Annotated in this window: 25 protein-coding genes; 20 read left to right on the forward strand and 5 right to left on the reverse strand. The window is 59.6% G+C overall.

Annotation, left to right across the window (positions count from 1 at the left end; genetic code table 11):
• Positions 1 to 173 precede the first annotated feature (173 nt).
• The 6 genes from PR017_RS06105 (at position 174) to clpA (ending at position 5,934) form a co-directional block, all read left to right on the forward strand.
• The gene (locus PR017_RS06105) at positions 174 to 995 is read left to right on the forward strand and encodes an alpha/beta fold hydrolase (protein ID WP_111215496.1); all 822 of its coding nucleotides are present in this window, start codon (positions 174 to 176) and stop codon (positions 993 to 995) included.
• Between the two features lie 103 nt (positions 996 to 1,098).
• Positions 1,099 to 1,923: a serine O-acetyltransferase gene (gene cysE / locus PR017_RS06110; protein WP_111215498.1), complete on the forward strand. Its 825-nt coding sequence runs from the start codon at positions 1,099 to 1,101 to the stop codon at positions 1,921 to 1,923.
• Between the two features lie 111 nt (positions 1,924 to 2,034).
• A complete protein-coding gene (locus PR017_RS06115; RefSeq protein ID WP_111215499.1) occupies positions 2,035 to 2,238 on the forward strand; it encodes a DUF3126 family protein in 204 nt (67 codons plus the stop codon).
• 187 nt (positions 2,239 to 2,425) lie between these two features.
• A complete protein-coding gene (locus tag PR017_RS06120) occupies positions 2,426 to 2,785 on the forward strand; it encodes a phasin family protein (RefSeq protein WP_111215501.1) in 360 nt (119 codons plus the stop codon).
• A gap of 263 nt (positions 2,786 to 3,048) precedes the next feature.
• Positions 3,049 to 3,402: an ATP-dependent Clp protease adapter ClpS gene (gene clpS / locus PR017_RS06125; protein WP_111215503.1), complete on the forward strand. Its 354-nt coding sequence runs from the start codon at positions 3,049 to 3,051 to the stop codon at positions 3,400 to 3,402.
• A gap of 9 nt (positions 3,403 to 3,411) precedes the next feature.
• Positions 3,412 to 5,934 (forward strand): ATP-dependent Clp protease ATP-binding subunit ClpA, encoded by a 2,523-nt coding sequence (clpA, locus tag PR017_RS06130; RefSeq protein WP_111215504.1) that lies wholly within the window; start codon positions 3,412 to 3,414, stop codon positions 5,932 to 5,934.
• 485 nt (positions 5,935 to 6,419) lie between these two features.
• Here the strand turns inward: clpA and PR017_RS06135 are convergent, their stop codons facing one another.
• From PR017_RS06135 to PR017_RS06150, 4 genes are read right to left on the reverse strand one after another with little or no spacing between them, the layout of a single operon-like run.
• A complete protein-coding gene (locus tag PR017_RS06135; protein ID WP_111215506.1) occupies positions 6,420 to 6,848 on the reverse strand; it encodes an HIT family protein in 429 nt (142 codons plus the stop codon).
• A gap of 44 nt (positions 6,849 to 6,892) precedes the next feature.
• Entirely contained in the window at positions 6,893 to 8,080 is a 1,188-nt protein-coding gene (locus PR017_RS06140; RefSeq protein ID WP_111215508.1) for a GNAT family N-acetyltransferase, read from the reverse strand.
• On the reverse strand, positions 8,070 to 8,807 hold the full coding sequence (locus PR017_RS06145) for a glycerophosphodiester phosphodiesterase (protein ID WP_111215509.1): 738 nt from the start codon (positions 8,805 to 8,807) through the stop codon (positions 8,070 to 8,072). The genes PR017_RS06140 and PR017_RS06145 overlap by 11 nt, the downstream gene beginning before the upstream one ends.
• A complete protein-coding gene (locus tag PR017_RS06150) occupies positions 8,804 to 9,274 on the reverse strand; it encodes a RidA family protein (RefSeq protein ID WP_111215511.1) in 471 nt (156 codons plus the stop codon). Before PR017_RS06150 ends, PR017_RS06145 begins: the two co-directional genes overlap by 4 nt.
• Positions 9,275 to 9,408: 134 nt before the next feature.
• Between PR017_RS06150 and PR017_RS06155 the strand changes: the two genes are divergently transcribed.
• From PR017_RS06155 to lpxB, 14 genes are all read left to right on the forward strand, one after another.
• Positions 9,409 to 10,239 carry a cell envelope integrity EipB family protein gene (locus tag PR017_RS06155; RefSeq protein ID WP_111215512.1) on the forward strand — a complete coding sequence of 277 codons (831 nt, stop codon included), beginning with the start codon at positions 9,409 to 9,411 and terminating at the stop codon, positions 10,237 to 10,239.
• Positions 10,240 to 10,441: 202 nt separating this feature from the next.
• Positions 10,442 to 11,221 (forward strand): 30S ribosomal protein S2, encoded by a 780-nt coding sequence (gene rpsB, locus PR017_RS06160; RefSeq protein WP_111215514.1) that lies wholly within the window; start codon positions 10,442 to 10,444, stop codon positions 11,219 to 11,221.
• A 269-nt stretch (positions 11,222 to 11,490) separates the two neighbouring features.
• On the forward strand, positions 11,491 to 12,417 hold the full coding sequence (tsf, locus tag PR017_RS06165; protein ID WP_111215516.1) for a translation elongation factor Ts: 927 nt from the start codon (positions 11,491 to 11,493) through the stop codon (positions 12,415 to 12,417).
• 98 nt (positions 12,418 to 12,515) lie between these two features.
• Positions 12,516 to 13,235 (forward strand): UMP kinase, encoded by a 720-nt coding sequence (pyrH, locus tag PR017_RS06170; RefSeq protein WP_111215517.1) that lies wholly within the window; start codon positions 12,516 to 12,518, stop codon positions 13,233 to 13,235.
• Between the two features lie 51 nt (positions 13,236 to 13,286).
• The gene (gene frr, locus PR017_RS06175; protein WP_111215519.1) at positions 13,287 to 13,847 is read left to right on the forward strand and encodes a ribosome recycling factor; all 561 of its coding nucleotides are present in this window, start codon (positions 13,287 to 13,289) and stop codon (positions 13,845 to 13,847) included.
• A 44-nt stretch (positions 13,848 to 13,891) separates the two neighbouring features.
• Positions 13,892 to 14,638, forward strand: coding sequence for an isoprenyl transferase (locus PR017_RS06180; RefSeq protein WP_111215521.1), 747 nt, complete (start codon positions 13,892 to 13,894; stop codon positions 14,636 to 14,638).
• Complete coding sequence (locus PR017_RS06185) at positions 14,638 to 15,471, forward strand: phosphatidate cytidylyltransferase (protein WP_111215523.1); 834 nt, start codon at positions 14,638 to 14,640, stop codon at positions 15,469 to 15,471. The genes PR017_RS06180 and PR017_RS06185 overlap by 1 nt, the downstream gene beginning before the upstream one ends.
• 24 nt (positions 15,472 to 15,495) lie before the next feature.
• Positions 15,496 to 16,629 (forward strand): RIP metalloprotease RseP, encoded by a 1,134-nt coding sequence (gene rseP / locus PR017_RS06190; protein WP_111215524.1) that lies wholly within the window; start codon positions 15,496 to 15,498, stop codon positions 16,627 to 16,629.
• A 194-nt stretch (positions 16,630 to 16,823) separates the two neighbouring features.
• Positions 16,824 to 19,163, forward strand: a complete 2,340-nt coding sequence (gene bamA / locus PR017_RS06195) for an outer membrane protein assembly factor BamA (protein ID WP_111215526.1) — start codon at positions 16,824 to 16,826, stop codon at positions 19,161 to 19,163.
• A gap of 52 nt (positions 19,164 to 19,215) precedes the next feature.
• Positions 19,216 to 20,280, forward strand: a complete 1,065-nt coding sequence (lpxD, locus tag PR017_RS06200; protein WP_111215528.1) for a UDP-3-O-(3-hydroxymyristoyl)glucosamine N-acyltransferase — start codon at positions 19,216 to 19,218, stop codon at positions 20,278 to 20,280.
• The gene (fabZ, locus tag PR017_RS06205; RefSeq protein WP_111215530.1) at positions 20,273 to 20,740 is read left to right on the forward strand and encodes a 3-hydroxyacyl-ACP dehydratase FabZ; all 468 of its coding nucleotides are present in this window, start codon (positions 20,273 to 20,275) and stop codon (positions 20,738 to 20,740) included. The genes lpxD and fabZ overlap by 8 nt, the downstream gene beginning before the upstream one ends.
• On the forward strand, positions 20,737 to 21,555 hold the full coding sequence (gene lpxA / locus PR017_RS06210) for an acyl-ACP--UDP-N-acetylglucosamine O-acyltransferase (protein ID WP_111215531.1): 819 nt from the start codon (positions 20,737 to 20,739) through the stop codon (positions 21,553 to 21,555). Before fabZ ends, lpxA begins: the two co-directional genes overlap by 4 nt.
• Position 21,556: 1 nt before the next feature.
• Entirely contained in the window at positions 21,557 to 22,438 is an 882-nt protein-coding gene (locus PR017_RS06215; RefSeq protein WP_111215533.1) for an LpxI family protein, read from the forward strand.
• Positions 22,435 to 23,616 carry a lipid-A-disaccharide synthase gene (gene lpxB / locus PR017_RS06220; protein ID WP_111215535.1) on the forward strand — a complete coding sequence of 394 codons (1,182 nt, stop codon included), beginning with the start codon at positions 22,435 to 22,437 and terminating at the stop codon, positions 23,614 to 23,616. Before PR017_RS06215 ends, lpxB begins: the two co-directional genes overlap by 4 nt.
• Positions 23,617 to 23,645: 29 nt before the next feature.
• On the opposite strand, the gene gltA is transcribed toward lpxB, so the two are convergent.
• Entirely contained in the window at positions 23,646 to 24,935 is a 1,290-nt protein-coding gene (gltA, locus tag PR017_RS06225) for a citrate synthase (protein ID WP_111215537.1), read from the reverse strand.
• Positions 24,936 to 25,181 lie beyond the last annotated feature (246 nt).

A 25,181-nucleotide genomic window follows, 5' to 3' on the forward strand; every position in this document is an offset into this window, starting at 1 on the left:
GATCTCCAAAAGCTTCTGATAAGTGTCGCGACCTTATAATCCTTCGACCGGGTTGTGTAGTGCGAAACGCAAGGCGACGTGACAGATTTTGTGCCTCACCAGATTTTGTGCAGGGCAGGGTTCACCGGGCGGCGTCGATAATTTAGGAAGGGCGTCGACACAGGAACGATACCATGAACCTCAACGCCCCCGATTTCTCCACCTTCCGCCGTGACGACCTTGAGTTGGCCTATTTTGACGAAGGTGAGCGCAAGGCTCCCCTAGTCCTGCTGATACACGGCTTCGCTTCGACTGCCGCAGTCAACTGGGTTTATCCCGGCTGGCTGAAGACACTGGGCGAGGCGGGCTACCGGGTCATCGCTCTCGACAATCGCGGCCACGGCGCCAGCGGCAAACCACATGAGCCGGACGCCTATCGCCCCTGGGTCATGGCGGAGGATGCGTCGGCGCTTCTCGATCATCTGGGCATCGCGCGCGCCCATGTGATGGGCTATTCGATGGGCGCCCGTATTTCCAGCTTCCTGGCGCTCGCCCGGCCAGAGAGGGTCCGCTCGCTGGTGCTCGGCGGCCTCGGGATCGGCATGACGGATGGCGTCGGCGACTGGGACCCGATTGCCGATGCGCTTCTGGCGCCGTCACTGGAGACCGTGGAGCATGCCCGAGGCCGGATGTTCCGCAGCTTTGCCGACCAGACGAAAAGCGACCGCGTTGCGCTTGCTGCCTGCATTCGCGGTTCCCGAGATCTCATCAGCCGGGACGACATGGGAACGATTGCGGCGCCGACCCTGATCGGTGTCGGTACCAAGGACGACATCGCCGGTTCGCCGCAGGAACTCGCAGCGCTGATGCAGCATGCGCAAGCCCTCGATATACCGGGTCGCGATCATATGCTTGCCGTCGGCGACCGCGTCTTCAAGGCGGCAGTACTGGAATTCTACCAGCGCGTAGCGCTGGAAGATGGTGGCAGCCGGCCGGGTGGCGAGATCTTGGCTTAGGTCCAGCAAATCCATTCCAAAGATTGAGCCTGCGTCACCCATTTATATTGCTCTGATCTTGCTCTATATAACGATCTTCCAATACGGAAAGAGGACGCGACCCATGGTAGCGACATCGGATATTCGCCATATCGACAGCGTCAAGACGGTCGACCCCATATGGGACAGCATGCGCGACGAAGCGCGGGCTGCGGCCGAACGGGATCCTGTGCTGGCCGCTTTCCTCTATTCGACCGTGGTCAATCACCGGTCGCTGGAGGAATGCGTGATCTACCGGATCTGCGAGCGCCTCGATCATCCCGATATCCAGGCGATCCTCTTGCGCCAGACGTTCGACGAAATGCTGACGGATTGGCCGGAATGGGGAGCAGTCCTGCGCGTCGACATCCAGGCGTTCTACGACCGCGATCCGGCCTGCCTCCGCTTCATGGAGCCGGTACTCTATTTCAAGGGCTTCCAGGCGATCCAGACGCACCGGCTTGCGCACTGGCTGCTCAATCGCGGCCGCCGGGATTTTGCGCTCTACCTGCAGAGCCGTGCATCGAGCGTTTTCCAGACCGACATCAATCCGGCCGCGCGTCTCGGCAAGGGCATCTTCCTCGACCATGCCACGGGCCTCGTCGTCGGCGAGACGGCCGTCATCGGCGATAACGTGTCCATCCTCCACGGCGTCACCCTTGGCGGCACCGGCAAGGAAGGCAGCGATCGTCACCCGAAGATCGGCAACGGCGTGCTCATCGGCGCCGGCGCCAAGATCCTCGGCAATATCGCCATCGGCCATTGCTCGCGGATCGCGGCAGGCTCCGTGGTGCTGAAGGAAGTACCGCCGAACACCACCGTCGCCGGTGTGCCGGCCAAGGTCGTCGGAACCGCCGGTTGCTCCGAGCCATCGCGCATCATGGACCAGATTATCGGCGCCGGCATCTGACCGAGCCGCCATGCTCCCGGCGGTAAGGCGGCTGAGGGCCGCCTTTGTCTTTACATTGCCGCTTTTCCCATGCAACAACCCGCCCCCAATCTACGGTTACGGAGATCAATCGTGAAGCCAGACGAAATCAAGAAGCTCGACGCCTATTTCAAACGCAGCCTCAATCCGCTGATGGCGGTCAAGGCGCGTCCTCGCAAGGACGATTCGGCCGAAGTCTACCTCGGCGACGAATTCCTGGGGCTCGTCTATGTCGACGACGAGGATGGCGATCGTTCCTACAATTTCTCAATGGCAATCCTCGAGGTCGATCTTTGATCTATAGATGCCAACCGGCCGCTTCGGCGGCTGGTTCAGGACCCTGAGAGATCAAGTGGAACGGGCATCAATGCCGCGATATTTGACCTGTCCTACAACTCAAGGTGATGCGCAAAATCGTCGATACGGTTGACTATTTGTGCAGTGCACCTAATTTTTCTCCAATTGACTATGGTTGGAGGACCCTATGATGAACGACAAACAGAACGCTGTGCCCGACACCGACGCTATCGACGAGGCGCTGAGGAATTACACCCAGGCCGCCATGAGCGTGCAGGCCATTGCCGCAGAGGCGGCTGGCTATTCCAAGAAATCATTCGAGGACGCAGTGTCGCATGTCGGCACGCTGTCGAGTGTGACCAGCCTTGACGCTGCCTTGGAGCTTCAGAGCAATTTCGCGAAATCCACCTACGAGGGCTTTGTCGCCGAGGCGGCGAAGATCGGCGAGATGTATGCCGGTCTTGCCAAGTCGGTATACGACCCCGCCCGAAAAGCTGCTGCCAGATCAAGTGGTAACGTCGGGGATTCGGCCAACGGCGGCGCCTGATTGCGGCGACGGAAGACAGTACAAGAGGCCATCCAGAAGACCGGTCGTGCAGCGCGCGCCGGTCTCTTGCATTTTTGTTCGGGCATGATCGTTGTTTTCGGGCGATTTTTAGGGTGTGGCCCTGTTTGAAGACGAATTGTGATTGCAGTGTTGAGCGGGGGGCTTAAAATCCCGCCAATATGAACTAAGTTAGGGTTTCGGATATTCGGCCGGTGATTTGCAATTGAACGATACCCGCCGAGTGCTTTGAGGAATGAACGACTATGATCGCCAAGCCGATCCGGATGCAGAAGGATAGCGAAAGGAACGGGGGCAACGGTAATCGCGAGACCTCGGTCATTACGCGGACGAAAGCCAAGACGAAGAAGCCCAATCTATACCGCGTGCTGATATTGAATGACGACTACACACCAATGGAATTCGTGATCCACATTCTGGAGCGTTTCTTCCAGAAGGACCGCGAGGGAGCCACCCGTATTATGCTGCTCGTTCATAATCACGGTGTGGGCGAATGTGGAATATTTACATATGAAGTGGCGGAGACCAAGGTAAGCCAAGTGATGGACTTCGCTCGGCAGCACCAGCACCCGCTGCAATGTGTTATGGAAAAGAAGTGAGGATCTGACGTGCCAACATTTTCGCCTAGTCTCGAGAAGGCACTGCATCAGGCACTGACATACGCGAACGAGCGGCATCATGAATATGCCACACTCGAACATCTGCTGTTGGCGTTGGTAGACGACGCAGATGCAGCGGCAGTCATGGGCGCCTGTAATGTCGACCTCGATTCGCTTCGCAAGACGCTGATCGAATATGTCGACAACGAACTATCGAACCTGATCACCGGATATGACGAAGACTCCAAGCCGACATCCGGCTTCCAGCGCGTCATCCAGCGGGCCGTGATCCATGTGCAGTCTTCGGGCCGTGAGGAAGTGACGGGCGCCAACGTTCTCGTCGCCATCTTTGCCGAGCGCGAAAGCCATGCCGCATACTTCCTGCAGGAGCAGGAAATGACCCGCTACGACGCGGTCAACTACATCTCGCACGGCATCGGCAAGCGCCCGGGCTCCTCCCAGGTCCGGTCTCCGCGCGGCGTCGACGATGGCGATGCCGAAAGCAAGCCGACATCGCGCGGCGAGCAGGAAGAAGGCGGACCAAAGAAAACGCAGGACGCTCTCAAGGCCTATTGCGTCAACCTCAACGAGAAGGCCAAGACAGGCAAGATCGATCCGCTGATCGGCCGCCACTCTGAGGTCAACCGAACCATCCAGGTCCTGTGCCGGCGCTCCAAGAACAACCCCCTCTATGTGGGCGACCCCGGCGTCGGCAAGACCGCAATTGCCGAAGGTCTTGCCAAGCGCATTGTCGAGGGCAAGGTTCCGGAAGCGCTGCAGGATGCAACGATCTTTTCACTCGACATGGGCACGCTGCTCGCCGGCACCCGTTATCGCGGTGACTTCGAAGAGCGCCTGAAGCAGGTCGTCAAGGAACTCGAGGAATATCCGGGCTCCGTGCTGTTCATCGACGAGATCCATACTGTGATCGGCGCCGGGGCCACGTCCGGCGGCGCGATGGATGCATCGAACCTCCTGAAGCCAGCCTTGTCTTCCGGTGCGATCCGTTGCATCGGCTCGACGACCTACAAGGAATACCGTCAGTTCTTCGAAAAGGACCGGGCACTCGTACGCCGCTTCCAGAAGATCGACGTCGTCGAACCGTCGATCGAGGATGCCATCGAAATCATGAAGGGCTTGAAGCCCTATTTCGAGGAGTACCATCATCTGCGTTACTCCAACGAAGCGATCAAGTCGGCCGTCGAACTGTCGGCTCGCTACCTGTCCGACCGCAAGCTGCCGGACAAGGCGATCGACGTCATCGACGAAACGGGTGCAGCCCAGATGTTGCTGCCGCCGTCCAAGCGTCGCAAGCTGATCACCGAGAAGGAAATCGAAGCAACGATCGCGACGATGGCGCGTATTCCACCGAAGTCGGTCTCCAAGGACGACGAGATGGTTCTCGCCAACCTGGAAAAAGAACTGCGTTCGGTCGTCTACGGTCAGGATCCGGCCATCGAGGCCCTGTCGACGGCGATCAAGCTTGCCCGTGCAGGTCTTCGCGAACCCGACAAGCCAATCGGTTCCTACGTCTTCTCGGGCCCCACAGGCGTCGGCAAGACCGAGGTCGCCAAGCAACTGGCCTCTTCGCTCGGCGTGGAACTGCTGCGCTTCGATATGTCGGAATACATGGAGCGTCATACGGTCTCGCGGCTGCTCGGCGCACCTCCCGGCTACGTCGGCTTCGACCAGGGCGGTCTCTTGACCGATGGCGTCGACCAGCATCCGCATTGTGTCGTGCTTCTCGATGAAATCGAGAAGGCCCATCCGGACATCTTCAACATCCTGTTGCAGGTCATGGATCATGGCTCGCTGACGGACCACAACGGAAAGAAGATCGACTTTCGCAACGTCATCCTGATCATGACGACGAATGCGGGTGCATCTGAAATGGCAAAGGCTGCCATGGGCTTCGGCTCGGCAAAGCGGACGGGAGAAGACGAGGAGGCGCTGAACAGGCTCTTCACGCCGGAATTCCGCAACCGCCTCGATGCGATCATTCCATTCGCAGCGCTGCCGAACAAGGTCATCTACAAGGTGGTGCAGAAGTTCATCATGCAACTGGAAGCCCAGCTGTCCGAACGCAACATCACCTTTGACCTGCACGACGATGCCACCAATTGGCTGGCTGAAAACGGCTATGATGAGAAAATGGGTGCGCGCCCGCTCGGACGCGTTATCCAGGAGAACATCAAGAAGCCGCTTGCCAACGAGATCCTCTTCGGCAAGCTGAAGAAGGGTGGCGTGGTCAACGTCACGGTCGGCCCGAAGGAAGACGGCAAGCCCGGCATCCTTCTCGAATGCATCGCCGAGACGGCACGCATCAAGCCGAAGCCTGAAGCCGAGGTCGTCGATCCGACGATCGAGGTAGAAGACGGTGACGTGGTGATTGCCGAAAACGTCGAGAATGCCGACATCGCGACCGGCCCCAAGCCTGCACCCAAAAAGGTGAAGGCCACAGTCGGCGGCGACGAAGAAGCAAAGCCCGCCCGTAAGGGATCGACGGTGCCGAAGGTGCCACGCAAGAAGTAACGACTATCCAAGAAAATGCCGGGTCAAAAGCGCGGCATTTTTGTTTTTGGAAGGGGCACGGGAGGCGAACCTGGATGGAGGATATCTCCCCCTAAGGAAGACGGTTTAGCGCAGACGACAAAGGATGATCTGCAATTTCCACCTCCGCCAGCTCTGTGGTCGTCCCGGCATCTCCTCACAACGGCCAGCGTTGCGTGAGATGCCCCTCTCTCCTCCCTCATTCCTGTGCTCGTCACAGGAATCCAGCCGGCCAAGTCCTTGGGCGAGAAACACTTCTTGATCGCTTCAAACAGTTACTGCCGCGCAGACGAGCGGCGCTGGATTCCTGTGACGAGCACAGGAATGAGGGAAAAAGTAGCGGCGCGGCGCTCAATCAGGCCTCGGTAAAGGGACATAAGCATTGGCGCTCAGGGCGCTTGAAGGCCTCTTCGGCGCGAAATCACAAACGAATGACCTACCACTCTCGTCCACTCCGCGCCCAGCCTTCAGGACATCGCTTCGATGATCTTGCGCGCATTTTCCGCCAGCACCGAGCCATCTTCCATTTTCCCGGAATGCGGCTTCAACGCGGTGCCGTCGTGGCGCGGGACGATGTGGAAATGCAGGTGGAAGACTGTTTGCCCGGCGGATGGCTCGTTGAACTGCGCCACGTAGACGCCATCGGCCTCGAACGCCTTCTGTACGGCAATGGCGACCTTTTGAACCACCACAATCAGATGCGACAACGTCTCGGGCAAAGCGTCGAGCAGATTGCGCGAGGGCTGCTTGGGGATGACCAGCGTGTGACCGGGTGCCTGCGGCATGACATCCATCAGCGCGAAACTGTGATCGTCCTCGTAGACCTTGTGGGATGGAATTTCGCCACGCAGGATTTTTGCAAAGATGTTGTTGCTGTCGTAGGCGGGACTCGTCATCGAAATCGTCTCCTCGGGTTGATCCGCTGCCGTCTTGGCGGCGTTCAGTTATCCTGCCGCTCGCCCTTTCTGAAGGGGCTGTGCTCGGCAAGGATCTCGCCCATGTGCTCCACCTCCTGCCGCTCGCGCTCGAGATAGTCGCCGACGGCCCGACGCAGACCGGGATGGGCGATGAAGTGCGCCGAATGGGTGGTGACGGGCAGGTAGCCGCGCGCCAGCTTGTGCTCTCCCTGTGCTCCCGCTTCGACCCGCTGCAGCCCCTTGGCAAGCGCGAAATCGATGGCCTGGTGGTAGCAGACCTCGAAATGCAGGAAGGGGTGATCCTCGATGCAGCCCCAATGGCGGCCGTAGAGCGCATCGCCGCCGATGAAATTGATGGCGCCTGCAACATAGCGGCCGTCGCGCTTGGCCATGATCAGCAGGATGTCGTCGGCCATCCGTTCGCCGATCAGCGAGTAGAATTTACGGGTGAGGTAGGGTCGGCCCCATTTGCGGCTGCCGGTGTCCATGTAGAAGGTAAAGAACTGATCCCAGATATCCTCGGTGAGGTCCTTGCCGGTCAGCCAGTCGATGGTGATGCCGCCTTCGAGTGCTGCCCGTCGCTCCTTCTTCAGGCCCTTGCGCTTACGTGAGGCGAGCGTTTCGAGAAAAGCGTCGTGGTTGGCATAGCCATCGTTGATGAAGTGAAACTGCTGGTCGGTACGGTGTAGGTAGCCATCCGTCTCGAACAGGTCCACCTCGGCTTTCGGCAGGAAGGTGATGTGTGCCGACGAAATGCCGATCTGCCGCGTGACTTCCTTGAGCCCTTCGGCCAGTGCCGGCTGCAGCATGTCCCGATCCTGGCCTTCGGCCACCAGCAACCGTGGCCCGGTTGCTGGTGTAAAGGGCACTGCGCATTGCAGCTTGGGATAATAGGAACCGCCGGCCCGCTCGAAAGCATCGGCCCAGCCCTGGTCGAAGACGTATTCGCCCTGGCTGTGGTTTTTCAGATATCCGGCGACGGCGCCGAGCAAGGTGCCATCGGATTTTTCCAGCAAAAGATGGTGCCCGAGCCAGCCTGTCCTCTCGGTCGCCGATCCGGATTCCTCCAGTGACGAGAGATAGGCATGCGACACGAAGGGATTGTAGGGCAGGATGCTGCCGGACCGCGAGGCCCCGGCAAGCCGGGACCAGCCCTCCGGAGAGATGGATTTGAAAGATTGTTCGGCGCGAAAGATGAGTTCATCTGTCATGGATGAGGATAGGGCTTTCCCTGGGGTCGAAACCTTCGAATGTCATCTGGTCGGCGTTGGCGAGCGTCCGCTTAATCCCCGCCTCGTCGCGCACGGTCCAGGTGATGACCGGTATGCCGCGCTGGCGCTGCGCCGTCACGAAATCGTTCGGCAGGTCGCCGTGAAAATACGAGATGAAGTCTAGGCCCAGTTGCATGGCTTCGTCATGGGCAAAAAACGTCTCAGGCTTGAAACCGTCGGCGGTGAGGCCGACCGGGTAGGGCGGCTTCAGCGCCTTCAGATCCTTGAGCAGCCAGTGATCGAAGCTCATCAGCGCGACATGGCCCTTGTAGCCGTCGAGCACTTCCAGCACCGTCTCTGCAAAGCCGGCATCCTCGCCCACCTTGCCTTTAAGTTCGAGAACCAGCGGCACCTTGCCGTCGCAGAGCTGCAGTAGCTTTTTGAGCGTCGGAATGCGGTCCCTGGTGCCACCGACCGAGAGCAGGCCCAGTTCCTGCGAACTGCGGTCGCGCAGTGCGCCCGGCAGGTTGCAAAGCCGCTGCAGATCGTCATCGTGGAAGACCACCGGAACGCCGTCGGCGGCGTAGTGCAGGTCGCACTCGATCGCAAACCCGGCCTCGATGGCGCGGGAAAACGCCGAAAGCGTATTCTCCCAGACGGTATTGTTCATGTCGTGATAGCCGCGATGCGCAACCGGTTGCGCCGTGAGCCAGGCGATCTCGCTCATTCGCCGATTTCCATGATGGCATCGATCTCGACGGCAGCGTTGAACGGTAACGCAGCCATTCCGACGGCTGCTCGGGCATGCTTTCCGGCCTCGCCGAGCACGGTTGCCAGCAGGTTGGAGGCACCATTGATGACCAGGTGCTGCTCGCCGAACTCAGGCACCGAGGCGACGAAGCCGTTGAGCTTGATCAGCCGCTTGATACGGCCGAGATCACCGCCGAGGGCAGCACTCGCCTGCGACAGGATGTTGATGGCGCAAAGCTCCGCTGCTCGCTGACCGGTGGCTACATCGACGTTTCGGCCGAGATGACCGGTGACGGCGACCTTGCCGTTTTCCATCGGCAACTGGCCCGATATCGTAAGCATGTTGCCGCTGATGACGTAGGGAACATAGTTGGCGGCTGGCGCTGCCGCCTGGGGCAGGGTTATGCCCAACTGGGTCAGGCGGGCATTGATCTCGTCGGACATTTTCGTCTCCCGTTTGTTGTAACTTCGTCAAAAATCCGTCATCAACGCTCAATCCGCGCAATGTGGGGCGCTTGCCTTTGTTTAACCGAAAGCGTTCTTATAACATCGTGCGCGAGTCCAACAGGAGATAATGCATGTTCCGTTCGAGTCTTGCCGCGGTTCTCCTTGGCGGCACAGGCGCTCTTTGCCTGTCTTTTGCAACGGCGCAGGCAGCCGGTCCGAGCGGGCTGGTGGCCCATCGTGCGATCTACGATCTCGAACTCAAGGACGCCACCGATCGCTCCGGTATCGCCGGCATGTACGGTCGCATGGTCTATGAATTCACCGGTTCTGACTGCTCCGGCTTCACCACCAATTTCCGGTTCGTGACCCAGATCGATACTGGCGACGCGACCCGCATGAGCGACCAGCAGACGACGACCTTCGAGGACCTGACGAAGCGAACTTTCAAGTTCGAGACGAAGTCGTTCACCGACGACGCGCTTGACAAGGATGTCCGTGGTGCAGCCGCCGACAGCGCCAAGGGCGTCAAGGTCGATCTGGCACAGCCGTCTGCCAAGCAGATCGATCTGGCCGAGAGCCGCTTCCCGACCGAGCATATGCTCGACATCATCCGCAACGCCAAGCTCGGCAAGCCTTTCTTTGAGGCCCATGTCTTCGACGGGTCGGACGATGGCGACCGGTCGCTTGCCGCAACCACCGTGGTCGGCAAGGCGGAGACGCCGAAGGCCGGCGACACCACGGACGCCGACAAGGCGGGAGCCTTCGCCAAGACGCCGTTCTGGCCTGTGACAGTCGCATACTTCAACGAGAAGGCCCATGGAGACGCGACGCCCGTCTACCGCATGTCGTTCAAGCTCTATGAGAACGGCATCACCCGCGACCTGACGATGGACTATGGCGATTTCGTCTTGACGGGAAAGCTCACCAAGCTGGAAATGCTGGACGCCAAAGCCTGCAATTAGGCCTTGGCACGCGAGGCTCTGGCCTTGCGTAATTTTAACGACACTGCTTGCCTTTCTGCTCTGGGAAGAGTATGGGCACCCCATTCCACACGTGAGGCAAGGGATTGTCCGGGAGAAATCCGGACCGTTCCACCCGGTGGTATCTTCCTAGAAGATGCTGTTCGCCTTGCGGAGGTTCAACCGGATAAGGAGTAACCCAGGCATGGCATTGCCCGATTTTTCTATGCGCCAGCTTCTCGAAGCCGGCGTTCACTTCGGCCACCAGACACACCGCTGGAACCCGAAGATGAAGCCATACATCTTTGGCGACCGCAGCAACATCCACATCATCGACCTTCAGCAGACCGTTCCTTTGCTCAGCCGCGCCCTGCAGGTTGTCAGCGACACCGTTGCCCGTGGCGGCCGCGTCCTGTTCGTCGGCACCAAGCGCCAGGCGTCTGAAATCATCGCTGACAGCGCAAAGCGTTCGGCTCAGTATTATGTCAACTCGCGTTGGCTCGGCGGCATGATGACGAACTGGAAGACCATCTCCAATTCGATCCAGCGCCTGCGCAAGCTCGACGAGATCCTGAACGGCGACGCCCAGGGCTTCACCAAGAAGGAACGCCTCAACCTCGAGCGCGAACGCGAAAAGCTGGACAAGGCTCTCGGCGGTATCCGCGACATGGGCGGCACACCTGACCTGATGTTCATCATCGACACCAACAAGGAAAAGATTGCCATCGACGAAGCAAAGCGTCTCGGCATCCCGGTTGTTGCGATCATCGACTCGAACTGCGATCCGGATCAGATCGATTACCCGATCCCGGGCAACGACGACGCCTCGCGCGCCATCTCGCTCTATTGCGAACTGATCTCGCGCGCTGCCATCGACGGCATCGCCCGTCAGCAGGGCTCTTCCGGCCGCGATCTCGGCGCTGCTTTCGAAGCACCGCTCGAGCCGACCCTGGAAGAAGAAGCTGCTCCTGCTCCGCAGGCTTGATTGACCAAGCGGCAGGCGGATGAAAATCTGCCTGGCCGCGACTGAAATTCAGATAAGGCCGTTGGTGACTTGAGCAAGTTTCAGCGGCCTTACCTGTTTCAGGCGAAGGCATTCGGCATCGATCCACCGATGTGCTATCGTTTGAAAATCATTGCGTGTGGCGCGCTTTCATAACGCTGTCATGCATAGGGGTACATTTCGTCCCTCAAACCGGGTGCCGCGCCGGCTGATGCCGTCAGCGCACCATACCAACCGACAAGAGGCAAATAATGGCTGAAATCACGGCTGCACTGGTAAAGGAACTGCGCGAAAAGAGCGGCGCAGGCATGATGGACTGCAAGAAGGCACTCACCGAGACCGCCGGCGACATGGAAGCCGCGATCGACTGGCTGCGCGCCAAGGGTATCTCCAAGGCTGACAAGAAGTCCGGCCGCACGGCTGCCGAAGGCCTCATCGGCGTTGCCAGCGCCGGCACATCGGCCGTTGTCGTGGAAGTCAACTCCGAGACCGACTTCGTTGCCCGTAACGATGCCTTCCAGGCTATCGTCCGCAACATCGCCAAGGTTGCCCTGACGACCGATGGCTCGGTCGACGCCGTTGCCGCTGCGACCTATCCGGATTCTGAGAAGTCCGTCGCCGACACCATCAAGGATGCCGTCGGCACCATCGGTGAGAACATGAACCTGCGTCGCACGGTTCTGCTGTCGGTAACGTCGGGTGTCGTCTCGACCTACATCCACAACGCAGTCTCCGACGGCCTCGGCAAGCTCGGCGTTCTCGTTGCCCTCGAATCGACCGGCGACAAGGATGCGCTGAATGCCATCGGTCGCCAGGTTGCCATGCACATCGCTGCCACGGCACCGCTCGCCCTGCGTCCTGAAGATGTCGATGCTGCCGTTGCCGAGCGCGAACGCAACGTGTTCATCGAACAGGCTCGCGAATCCGGCAAGCCGGAAGCCATCATCGAAAAGATGGTCGATGGCCGCATGCGCAAGTTCTTCGAGGAAGTCGCTCTTCTGTCGCAGGCTTTCGTCATCAACCCTGACCTGACCGTTGGAGCTGCCATCAAGGAAGCCGAAAAGGCAGTCGGCGCGCCGATCGAGATCACTGGCATGGCACGCCTGCTGCTCGGCGATGGCGTCGAGAAGGAAGAGACTGACTTCGCAGCTGAAGTCGCTGCCGTCGCCAAGGGCTGATCGTCGGTCTGCTTACTGCGGGAAAACCAGAGGGCATCGCGTGACAACGCGGTGCCCTTCGTGTATCCGGCTTTTTACGATCAATCTTAGGAGCAACCATGTCCGAGCCGATTTACAAGCGCGTCTTGCTGAAGGCGTCTGGTGAAGCTCTGATGGGGACCCAGGGCTTTGGCATCGATGTCGAAGTTGCCGACCGGATTGCCTCAGACATTGCCGAAGCCTGCCACATGGGCGTCGAAGTCGGCGTGGTTGTCGGCGGCGGAAACATCTTTCGCGGCGTAGCCGTGGCTTCCAAAGGCGGAGACCGCGTCACCGGCGATCACATGGGTATGCTGGGAACCGTCATCAACGCGCTGGCGCTGGCGACTTCCTTGCGCAAGCTCGGAATCGACACCGTGGTGCTGTCAGCCATCGCCATGCCTGAAATCTGCGAGAGCTTTTCGCAACGCGCCACGCTCTATCATCTGTCGCTCGGCCGCGTCGTGATTTTTGCCGGCGGCACCGGCAATCCCTTCTTCACCACCGATTCGGCTGCTGCCTTGCGCGCGGCGGAAATGGGCGCCCAGGCCATCTTCAAGGGGACGCAGGTCGACGGCATCTATTCGGCCGATCCAAAGAAGGTGCCGGACGCGACGCGCTTCGAACATCTGACCCACAGCCAGGTGCTGGAAAAGGGGCTGGCCGTGATGGACGTCGCCGCCGTCGCACTGGCGCGCGAAAATTCCATCCCGATCATCGTATTCTCTATCCATGAAAAGGGCGGCTTTGCCCAGATCCTGACCGGCGGCGGCTACAAGACCGTCGTATCCGACAACTGACGATCTCATGGCGTCGTGGATCGACGCCGCATTGACGACGGGAGTAAAGACATGAGTGGCAACACCGACCTCAACGAAATCAAGCGCCGCATGGACGGCGCGATTTCCGCCTTCAAGGGCGACATCGCCTCGCTGCGCACCGGCCGTGCGTCGGCAAATATCCTCGATCCGGTAACGGTCGATGCTTACGGTTCGCGCGTGCCGCTGAACCAGGTTGCCAACATCACCATTCCGGAAGCCCGGATGCTCTCCGTCTCCGTCTGGGACAAGTCCATGGTGAGCGCCGTCGATCGCGCCATTCGTGAATCGAACCTCGGCCTCAACCCGATCATGGATGGCCAGAACCTGCGTATTCCGCTGCCAGAACTCAACGAGGAGCGTCGCCGCTCGCTCGTCAAGGTCGCCCACGAATATGCCGAGAAGGCGAAGGTTGCGATTCGCAACGTCCGCCGCGATGGCATGGACGGCCTGAAGAAAGCTGAAAAGGACGGGGCTCTCGGCCAGGACGAAACACGCGCCAAATCGGACCGCGTGCAGAAGATGACGGATGACTCGATTTCCGACATCGACCGCTTGCTCATCGATAAGGAAAAGGAAATCATGCAGGTTTAGGTCTGCACGAACCAGCGTCATGCCGTCGAACGAACTGGATACCCATGTCAGAGTCTAGCCTTATGATAGTCCCCGAGCACGTCGCCATCATCATGGACGGCAACGGCCGTTGGGCCAGTGCGCGTGGCCTGCCGCGCACCATGGGGCATCGCAAGGGCGTCGACGCAGTCCGCGAGACCGTTCGCGCTGCTGGCGATGTCGGTATCAAGTACCTGACTTTGTTTGCGTTTTCTTCGGAGAACTGGCGCCGTCCAGAGGCCGAGGTCACCGACCTGCTTGGGCTTCTGAAGGCATTCATCCGTCGCGACCTCAGCGAGTTGCACCGGCAGAATGTCCGCATCCGCGTGATCGGCGATCGCCAGAACCTCCGGGGAGACATCCTGCCGCTGCTGATCGAGGCGGAAGAGACGACCAAGAACAATACCGCGCTGACGCTGGTCATCGCCTTCAACTACGGCTCCCGCGACGAGATAGCCCGCGCGATAGTCAGCCTTGCCAAAGATGTCGAGGCGGGACGTTTGCGGCCTCAGGATATCACGCCGGCGTTGATCGACGGGCGCTTGGATACAGCCGGAATTCCCGACCCGGACCTCATCATCCGCACCAGCGGCGAGGAGCGGCTCTCCAACTTCCTGCTGTGGCAGGCTGCCTATTCCGAGTTCATGTTCGTACCTGACTACTGGCCGGATTTCAGCCGCGCCCTGTTCCTGTCCGCGCTCGAGCGCTATGCAGCTCGTGATCGCCGCTTCGGCGCCCTGTCGGCCAAGCCGACCGCCGCTGTGGGTCTGTAATGAGCCGCGAACTCAGGCTTCGAATTATCTCGGGCGTCGTCATGGCAGTCGTGGTCCTGTTGGCCACCTGGCACGGCGGCTCGGCGTTCCGGCTGCTGGCATCGGTGATCGGGCTCCTCATCTACTACGAGTGGTCGACCATCACCGGCCTCCGGGATCGCGACTTTCCCGGCGCTGCCCTCGGCTGGCTTGCCGTCGGTGTCATTGTCATCGCTACGCTGGCGCGAGAATCGGTCTACGCAGTCGGTGCGCTGCTGCTTTTCACGGTTCTCAGCATGGGCCTCGTTGCGGCCCGGCGAAAAAGCTGGTGGTTGCCGGCGGGCATCGTCTATGCAGGCCTGACGGTTATCGCCATGTCGGAAATCCGCGACGACGACTTTCTCGGCTTCGTATTGATGCTGTTCGTTTTTGCGACCGTCTGGGCAACCGACATCCTTGCCTACTTTGTCGGTCGCGCGCTGCGCGGGCCGAAGCTTGCGCCGCGCATTTCCCCCGGCAAGACGTGGTCGGGAGCCGCCGGTGGCACACTGGCGGCAGTGATCATCGGCCCGGCGGTCGTCTGGTGCTTTTTTCCCGGCACGGGTCTCCGGGTGGTATTCGTGGCTCTGCTACTGTCGGTCTGCAGTCAGGCCGGCGACCTATTCGAGTCCTTTATCAAGCGCCGTTTCGGCGTCAAGGACTCCGGCGATCTCATTCCCGGACATGGTGGCGTGATGGATCGCGCCGACGGCCTCGTTTTCGCTTGTTTTGCAGGCTTCTTGTTAGCTATCGTGCTGTCGTTGATGGCGGGAGGCGAGATGTCGTCCTTGGGCGGCGTGTTGCTGGGTGTCTGAAATCAAAACATACAGGATACGTTCATGGGCAGCATAATGAGCATCGTCAGCTTCCTGGTAGGCTACATCGTGCCCTTCGTGCTGGTGCTATCGCTGCTGGTGTTCGTCCATGAGATGGGCCACTACCTCGTCGGCCGATGGTCCGGTATCCGCATCCTGGCCTTCTCCGTCGGGTTCGGCCCGGAGATTGCCGGCTACACGGATAGCCATGGCACCCGTTGGAAACTTTCGGCCATCCCGCTCGGCGGCTATGTGAAATTCTTCGGCGACCAGGACGCCTCCAGCAAGCCGGACATCGATGCGGTCTATGCCATGAGCGACGCCGAACGTGCCCAGTCCTTCGTCGGCGCCGCGCTCTGGAAGCGCGCCGCTACGGTGGCAGCGGGTCCGATTGCCAATTTTATCCTGGCGATAGCCATCTTCTCCGTGCTGTTTGCCATCTACGGCCGCCAGGTTGCCGACCCTGTGGTAGCGGAGGTCAAGCCGGACAGCGCGGCCGCCCAGGCGGGGATCGAGCCAGGCGACCTCCTTGTGGCAATTGACGGCGACAAGGTGACGACGTTCGACGACGTTCGCCGCTATGTCAGCATCCGCCCTGGCCGCAACATTGTCGTGACCGTCGAACGGCGCGGCGAAAAGCGCGATTTCCCGATGGTTCCGCTTTCGACCGTCATGACCGACCAGTTCGGCAACAAGATGGAAGTCGGCATCATCGGCATCGTTACCAACCAGGAGATGGGTCATTTCCGCCAGGAAACCTTCACGCCGCTTGGCGCGGTGGCCGAAGGCGTCAGGCAGACGGGCCATATCGTCACCGGGACATTCGAATATATCGGCAATCTTCTCGGCGGATATATGAAGGCGGATCAGCTCGGCGGACCCATCCGTGTCGCCCAGGCCTCCGGCCAGATGGCGTCGCTGGGTATTGCAGCCGTGCTACAGTTGGCAGCCGTTCTGTCGGTTTCCATTGGGTTGTTGAACCTAATGCCTGTGCCGGTACTTGATGGCGGCCACCTGATGTTCTATGCGATTGAGGCGGTAAGGGGAAAACCGCTTGGGGCCGGCGCGCAGGATGTCGCTTTCCGCATCGGTTTGTTCATGGTGTTGTCGTTGATGGTTTTCGCAACCTGGAACGATATCAGCGCCCTGATCGGATGAGGGCAGGACAGCGGAAATAATGCTTTATTTACGATGTTTCAAAGCTGTAGTGGCGAATGAGACACGTTTCCAAATGAAGTAAACAGAAATTAACCCGCGCGCTTGCTTGTAGGCTGAAAGCGGGTAAAACGACACACGTGGCCGGAATCGAGTTTGCTCGACATCAGGAACGACTGAGAAAAGGTAAGAAGTACATGAAGGCTGGTTCAAAGTTTTTGAACGCAGTATCGGCGGTTGCGCTGTCTGCTGGTATTGTTGCTTCGGGCGCAGGCGTCCTTACCCTTGCATCCGCCTCTGTCGCGGAAGCAGCCGTCATCCAGAAGGTCGACGTTCGCGGGGCATCCCGCTCTGGCGCGGACGCTGTTCGCGACAACATAACGATCAAGCCCGGTGTTAGTTTCACCAGTTCCGACGTCGATGACTCCGTAAAGCAGCTTTACGCTACGGGTTACTTCTCCGACGTCCACATCAATGTGTCCGGCGGCACGCTCGTCGTTTCCGTCAAGGAAAACCAGATCGTCAACGCGGTGGTTTTCAACGGCAATCGCAAGATCAAGGATGACAAGCTGCAGGGTGTCGTCAAGACGCACGCTTCCGGTCCTTTCGATCAGAACATCGTCAACGACGATATCAAGACCATCAAGGAAGCCTACGCAGTCATCGGTCGCAACGAGGTCACCGTGACGACGCAGATCGTCAATGTGGCTCCTGGTCGCGTCAATATCGCTTTTGTTGTCAACGAAGGCGACCGTACGAAGATCGACAAGATCAACTTCACCGGTAACCAGGCCTATGGCGATGGTCGCCTTGCTTCGGTTATCGCGACGAAGAAGACTAACTTCCTGTCATTCCTGACCCGCAAGGACGTCTACAGCGCTGATAAGCAGCATGCCGACGAAGACACGCTGCGTCAGTTCTATTACAATCATGGCTATGCAGACTTCCGCATCGTGTCCTCGGACGCGACGCTGGACGAGCAGACCAACACCTACACGATGAATTTTGCTCTCGAGGAAGGCCCACGTTACACCTTCGGCGACATCTCCGTCGTGTCGACGGTCGATGGCGTGAATGCCGACGAACTCAAGGGCCTGATCTCCACGTCCGCCGGCGAAGTCTACAACGCCAAGAATATCCAGAAGTCGATCGAGGCGATCTCCAAGCGCGTTGCCGCAGCCGGATATCCCTTCGCCCGCGTTACGCCCCGTGGGACGCGCAACTTCCAGAATAACACGATTGCTGTCGAATATCTGGTTGACCAGGGCGAACGCGCATATGTCGAACGCATCGAGATCCGCGGCAACACCCGGACCCGCGACTACGTTATCCGTCGCGAGTTCGACCTGAACGAAGGCGATGCGTTCAATCAGGAAATGATCACGCGCGCCAAGCGTCGCCTCGATGCTCTGGGCTATTTCACCAACGTCAACATCACGACGGCACCGGGCAGCGCGCCTGACCGCGTCGTCATCGTTGTCAACGTCGTCGATCAGTCTACCGGTTCGTTCGGCGTCGGTGCAGGCTATTCTGTCGGCAACAACGGCGGCATCCTTCTCGAAGCCTCCGTCGAGGAAAAGAACTTCCTCGGTCGCGGCCAGTACATCCGCATCGCTGCGGGTGCCGGCACAGAAGGCTCGCGCACCTATAATATCTCGTTCACCGAGCCTTATTTCCTCGGCTACCGTCTGGCCGCTGGTTTCGATATCTTCAAGAACCAGACGTCGAGCGACGATTACTACGACTACAGCGAAGCGGGCTTCTCACTCCGCGTAACCGCGCCGATCACTGAAGACCTGGCCACCACGCTTCGCTACAACTACAAGCATATAGATTACTCTGGCACCAACGACTGGCAAGATCACCTGTCGAACACGTACCAGAACCTCATCAACGACGGTCCGTGGACTCAGTCGTCGGTGTCGCAGACGTTCACCTACAACACGCTCGACGACCAGAACCTTCCTCGCGACGGTATCATTGCCAAGCTGACACATGAATTTGCAGGCCTCGGCGGCGACTCGAATTTCTACAAGATCAGCGGCAAGGCGCGCTTCGTGAAGACGCTGAGCGACGAAGCCGACATCATCGGATCGCTGACTCTCGGCGCCGGCTATGTGCTGCCAACGAACGGCAAGCTGAACGTATTCGACCAGTTCCAGATCGGCGGTCGTGAAATCCGCGGCTTTGAGAACACAGGTATCGGCGCGCGCACGGCGAATGGCGACAAAGACCCGTTGGGCGGCACCACCTACTTCACAGCTTCTGCTGAAGCCAGTGTTCCAATGCCTGGCGTTCCACAGGACATCGGTCTGCGCGCTGCAGCCTTTGCGGATGCCGGTACCCTCACCGGTAACAAGGTGGATACCTCTGGCGATAGCGTCAACAGCGACAGCTCGATCCGTGCATCGCTCGGCCTCGGCATAATCTGGGCCTCGCCCTTCGGTGTCCTGCGCGTCGACTATGCGCAGCCTGTCATGAAGCAGAGTTACGACAAGGTTCAGCAGTTCCGGTTTGGCATTGCCAACCAGTTCTGATATCGGCAGGCCCAGACCCACGGGTTAGAATACCGTCCTGGAGCTGTTGTTTATGGAACATAACCGTTTTTTCCCGCCCCATGCTGGGGTCAGCCTTCTGGAGCTGGCCAAACATCTTGGGGCGGATGTCGCCGATGAGAAGTCTTCAGACCGTGTCGTTCGCTCTGTAGCGCCTGTGTACCGGGCGGTCGAAGGCGACGTTTGCTATATTCTTTCTCGCAAGAATATGGATGAGTTGAAGACGTGCAACGCCGCCGCCATCATCTGCGATGCGTCGATGCAGTCGATCATTCCGCCGCACGTGCCGATCATACTATCCTCAAAGCCCCATGCTGCCTTCGCGATTGCAGGCGCCTTGCTGCACCCCGCTGCAATGCGTGCTGTAACCGTCGGAACAGCTGAGAGCGGCATCTCGTCGTCCGCATTCGTCGATCCCACCGCAAGGCTCGAGGCCGGCGTGCTGGTCGAGCCGATGGCGGTTGTCGGCGCAAATGCCGAGATCGGCGAGGGGACTCAGATCGGCGCAGGCGCCATTATCGGTGCCGGAGTCAAGATTGGCCGGAATTGCTCGATCAGCGCTGGCGCCAGCGTTCTCTGCGCCTATATCGGCAACAACGTCATCATCCATAACGGCGCGCGCATCGGTCAGGACGGTTTCGGCTATGCGCCAGGTCCGGCCGGCATGCTGAAGATCGTCCAGGTCGGCCGCGTCATCATCCAGGATGACGTCGAAATCGGCGCCAACACGACAATCGACCGGGGCACGATGGACGACACCGTCATCGGCGAAGGAACGAAGATCGACAACCAGGCACAGATCGGCCACAACGTCCGCATAGGACGCCACACGGCGATTGTCAGCCAGGTCGGTATCGCAGGCAGTGCCCGCATCGGCGACGGCGTACAGATAGGCGGACAGGCCGGGGTTGCCGGTCATATCCATGTCGGAGACGGCGCGCAACTTGCTGCCGGCAGCGGCGTTATATTCGATCTGGCGCCGGGTGGTCGCTACGGCGGTGTTCCGGCCCGGCCGATTAAAGATTTTCTGAGGGAGATGGCGGAGACCATGGCCAAGATTGGAAGCCGCAAGAAGGTACGGGATGGCAAGGATGACTGATCAACCCGGGACCGAACTCGGATCGGCCGATATCATCGAGATCATGAAGTTGCTGCCGCATCGCTACCCGTTTCTTCTCGTTGACAAGATCATCGAGATCGACGGCGACAACTCCGCAATCGGCATCAAGAACGTGACCGCCAACGAACCGCATTTCACCGGGCACTTTCCGGATCAGCCGATCATGCCCGGCGTCCTGCTGATCGAGGGCATGGCACAGACGGCCGGCGCGATCTGCGCCCGCAAGGAAGGCCAGAGCGGCAGTCTTGTCTACTTCATGACGATCGACAATGCGCGCTTCCGCAAGCCGGTCGTGCCTGGCGACCGTGTGGAGTTTCACGTTGTGAAACAACGGCAGCGCGGCAATATCTGGAAGTTTCATTGTGATGCAAAGGTTGACGGCAACAAGGTTGCCGAGGCCGATATCGGCGCGATGATCGTGCGCAAGGAAGAATCATGAGCGGCATAGCAAAGAGCGCCACAATCCACCCGATGGCCGTCGTCGAAGATGGCGCTGTGCTGGGCGAAGGCGTCTCTATTGGGCCTTTCTGCTTCGTCGGTCACAAGGTCGTGCTGGGTGACAATGTCCAGCTTCTAAACAATGCTGTCGTCACCGGCCGCACGACCCTCGGCAAAGGCTGCAAAATCTTCCCCATGGCGGTCGTCGGCGGTGATCCGCAGAGCGTCCATCACGGCGGCGAGGACACCAGCCTGACGGTTGGCGAAAACTGCACGATCCGCGAAGGCGTAACGATGAACGCCGGAACCGCCGAGTTTGGCGGAGAGACGATCGTCGGCAACAACAATCTGTTTCTCGCCAATTCGCACGTCGCTCACGATTGCAGGGTGGGCAACGACGTGATCATGTCTAACAACGTCATGCTGGCCGGGCATGTGGTCATCGGCGACCGCGCCATCCTTGGCGGAGGCTGCGCCGTGCACCAGTTCACCCGCATCGGACGCCAGGCGTTCATCGGCGGTCTCTCCGCGGTCAATTACGATGTCATTCCCTACGGCATGTTGAACGGCAACCCGGGGATATTGGGCGGCCTTAACGTTGTCGGCATGACCCGTGCGGGTATCGAGCGGCCCATTATCCATATGGTCCGTCGCGCCTTCAAGGCGGTGTTCGAGGGCGAGGGTTCGATCCGCGAAAATGCGGCTGCAATCCGCACCGAGTTTGCCGATTGCGCCGAAGTGATGGAAATCCTCGACTTTATCGCCGCTGACAGCGACCGCGCCCTTTCGTCGCCGCATCGCGGCAACAAGAACTGACGTGAACGATAGCGGGAACGACGGCAAGGGCCGCCTGGCGATCATCGCCGGCAGCGGCTTTCTGCCAGCTTACCTGGCCGAAGCAGCCCGACAGGCAGGCGAAAACCCTGTAATCGTCGTATTGAAGGACGAGGTTCTCCGCGACTGGAGCGGCTACGACCACGCGCTGCTCGGCGTCGGCGATTTCAAGGGCTTCGAGGCGCTGTTCGATCGCTACGATGTGCGCCGTATCGTGATGTCGGGAAGCGTGGCTCGGCGCCCGGAATGGCGCGAGATCCGGCCAACCTGGCAGTCGATGGTGAAAATGCCGGGCGTCGTCAAGACGCTTCTGTCCGGCGGCGACGATACCGTGCTGAAGATGGTGATCGGCCTGCTCGAGGTCAAAGGCCGCAAGGTCATCGGCGCGCACGACATCGCACCGGATCTGCTGGCAACAACCGGCACGCTTGGCAGCCATGTGCCGTCCGAGGATGACATGCGGGACATAAGACAGGCAGCCAGGGCCGCCGATGCGCTCGGCATGCTGGATGTCGGACAGGGCGCCGTCAGCGTCGGCGGACGCATCGTCGCGCTCGAGGGCGTCGAGGGCACGGACCAGATGATCGAGCGCGTCGCAGGCCTGCGAGCAGCGGGGCGCATATCGCACCGCCGCCGGGGCGTGCTGGTGAAGCTCTGCAAGCCGCAGCAGGACCTGCGTGCCGATCTGCCCTCCATAGGCGTATCGACCATCCTCAACGCCAAGGCTGCTGGCCTTGGTGGCGTCGCTGTCGAGGCCGGGCGTGCGCTTATACTGGAGCGCAAGGCAACCATCGATGCAGCCAACGAAGCCGGCCTGTTTTTGTACGGCATCGACCGCGGCCTGCCTGCCGGAGGCCTCCAGTGAATACATCGCCCCTCAAGGTCGCCATCATTGCCGGTGAAGTCTCCGGCGATCTGCTGGGCGCCGATCTCGTTGCCGCCCTGCGCCTGCAGACGACGCGACCGCTCGAACTCGTCGGCGTCGGTGGCGACGGACTGGAGGCGCAAGGGTTGAAGTCGCTTTACGATTTCTCCGAACTGTCGCTGATGGGGTTCACCCAGGTGATCGCCAAGTTGCCCCGCCTGATTGCCCTTATCGGCGAAACGGCAAAGGCCATCATCACTTCACGGCCCGATGTCCTGATCATCGTCGACAGTCCCGATTTTACCCACCGGGTCGCCAAGCGGGTTCGCAAGGCGCTGCCCGGCTTGCTGATCGTTAATTATGTATGCCCGAGCGTCTGGGCCTGGAAAGAATATCGCGCCACAGCGATGCTTGGCTACGTCGATCACGTGCTGGCCGTCCTGCCGTTCGAGCCGGAAGTCATGAAACGTCTTGGCGGGCCACCGACGACCTATGTCGGTCACCGGCTGGTGACGGATGCCGGTCTAGTCGATGCGCGCCGGCAGCGGGCAGCTCGTCCACCCCTCGATGCGAACGACACGCGGACCATAGTATTATTACCCGGCTCACGGTCGTCCGAAATAAATCACCTGATGCCGTTCTTTCGTCGAACTGTCGATGAACTTAGCCGGCGTAATAAATCCATGCGATTCGTAATGCCGACGGTTGCCCGGCGCGAAGATCTGGTTCGCACGCTGGTTGCCGAATGGGAGATCAAGCCCGAAATAGTCGTCGGGACTGCTGCGAAGTGGCAGGCCTTCGCGATATCGGATGCGGCGATGGCGGCGTCGGGGACGGTGATTCTGGAACTCGGTTTGACGGGCGTGCCGGTCATTTCGACCTACAGCACGGATTTCATCGTCAAGCTGCTGCACAAGCGGATAAAGACCTGGACCGCTGCGCTGCCCAATCTGATTGCCGATTATGTCATCGTGCCGGAGCAGATCAACGAGATGCTTCTGCCTGGCCTGCTGTCCCGCTGGCTGGAGCGCTTGTCGAGCGCCACCCAGCAGCGCCGTGCGATGATCGAGGGTTTCGACCTCGTCTGGCAGCGAATGCAGACCGAGATACCGCCCGGCGAAAAAGCAGCTTCCATCGTGCTTGAACTTCTGGACAACAAAAAACCCGCCCATTCCTGAGCGGGTTTTTTTATGAAGTCGAAGGCGCTTTAGCGGCCGTCGACCGATGTGTAGTCGCGCTTTGGTTCGCCGGTGTAGAGCTGACGAGGACGGCCGATGCGCTGCTGCGGATCTTCGATCATCTCGTTCCACTGGGCGATCCAGCCGACGGTACGCGCGAGTGCGAACAGGACGGTGAACATTTCCGTCGGGAAACCGAGTGCCCGCAGGGTAATGCCCGAATAGAAATCGACGTTCGGATACAGCTTCTTTTCGATAAAGTAGGGGTCGTTCAGAGCGATCTTTTCAAGCTCCAGGGCAACCTGCATCAGCGGATCGCCGGCATTGCCGGTGGCTTCCAGCACTTCATACATCGTCTTCTGCATGATCTTGGCGCGCGGATCGTAGTTCTTGTAGACGCGGTGGCCAAAGCCCATCAGGCGGAAAGGATCGTTCTTGTCCTTGGCGCGGGCGATGTACTCAGGGATACGATCGACGGTGCCGATTTCCTGCAGCATCATCAGTGCAGCTTCGTTGGCGCCGCCATGGGCAGGGCCCCAGAGGCAGGCGATGCCGGCCGCGATACAGGCAAACGGGTTTGCGCCCGAAGAGCCGGCAAGGCGGACCGTCGATGTCGAGGCATTCTGCTCGTGGTCGGCGTGCAGGATGAAGATACGGTCCATGGCGCGGGCGAGAACCGGATTGACTTCGAACTCTTCGCAAGGAACCGCAAAACACATGCGCAGAAAATTCGACGCATAGTCGAGATCGTTCTTCGGATACACGAAAGGCTGGCCGATATGATACTTGTATGCCATCGCGGCAAGCGTCGGCATCTTTGCGATCATCCGAAGGCTCGCCACCATGCGCTGGTGCGGATCCGTGATGTCAGTCGAATCGTGATAGAAGGCCGACAGCGCGCCAACGCAACCGCACATCACAGCCATGGGATGTGCATCGCGACGGAAGCCGGTAAAGAAACGCGTCATCTGTTCATGCACCATAGTGTGGTGAACGACGCGGTCGTCGAAATCCTTCTTCTGCGCAGCTGTCGGCAGTTCGCCGTAGAGAAGCAGGTAGCAGACTTCCAGGAAGTCACCCTTTTCGGCCAGTTGCTCGATAGGGTAGCCGCGATGCAGCAGAACGCCTTCGTCACCGTCGATATAGGTGATCTTGGATTCGCACGATGCGGTAGAGGTGAAGCCCGGGTCGTAGGTGAAGGAAGCGGTATTTTTGTAGAGTGCGCCAATGTCGAGGACGCTCGGGCCGATGGTACCGACCTTCACCGGCAGATCGACAGTCTTATCACCCCAGGTCAGTTTCGCGCTTTGTTCCGTCATGAGAGCCTCCAAGATTTGGCGGGTTGGTGCCTTAAAAAAGCACCAAAGGGTTAAGCGTCTAAAGATTAGCTATATGATCAAGAGGCTAATGCCAAGTTACCCTGACCGGTATTTGTGCATCGCGGTATCAACTTTTGGGCAGCGCCTCCGCCGTGACTGCCATGCCTTTGAAGCACGATCTGCGGCATTCCAGAAGCGACCTTCCCACGACAGCCATTTCAATCGATTTTAGTTGAACTATTCGAT

Origin of the sequence: Rhizobium tumorigenes, assembly GCF_003240565.2 — a bacterium.
GTDB lineage: Bacteria > Pseudomonadota > Alphaproteobacteria > Rhizobiales > Rhizobiaceae > Rhizobium > Rhizobium tumorigenes.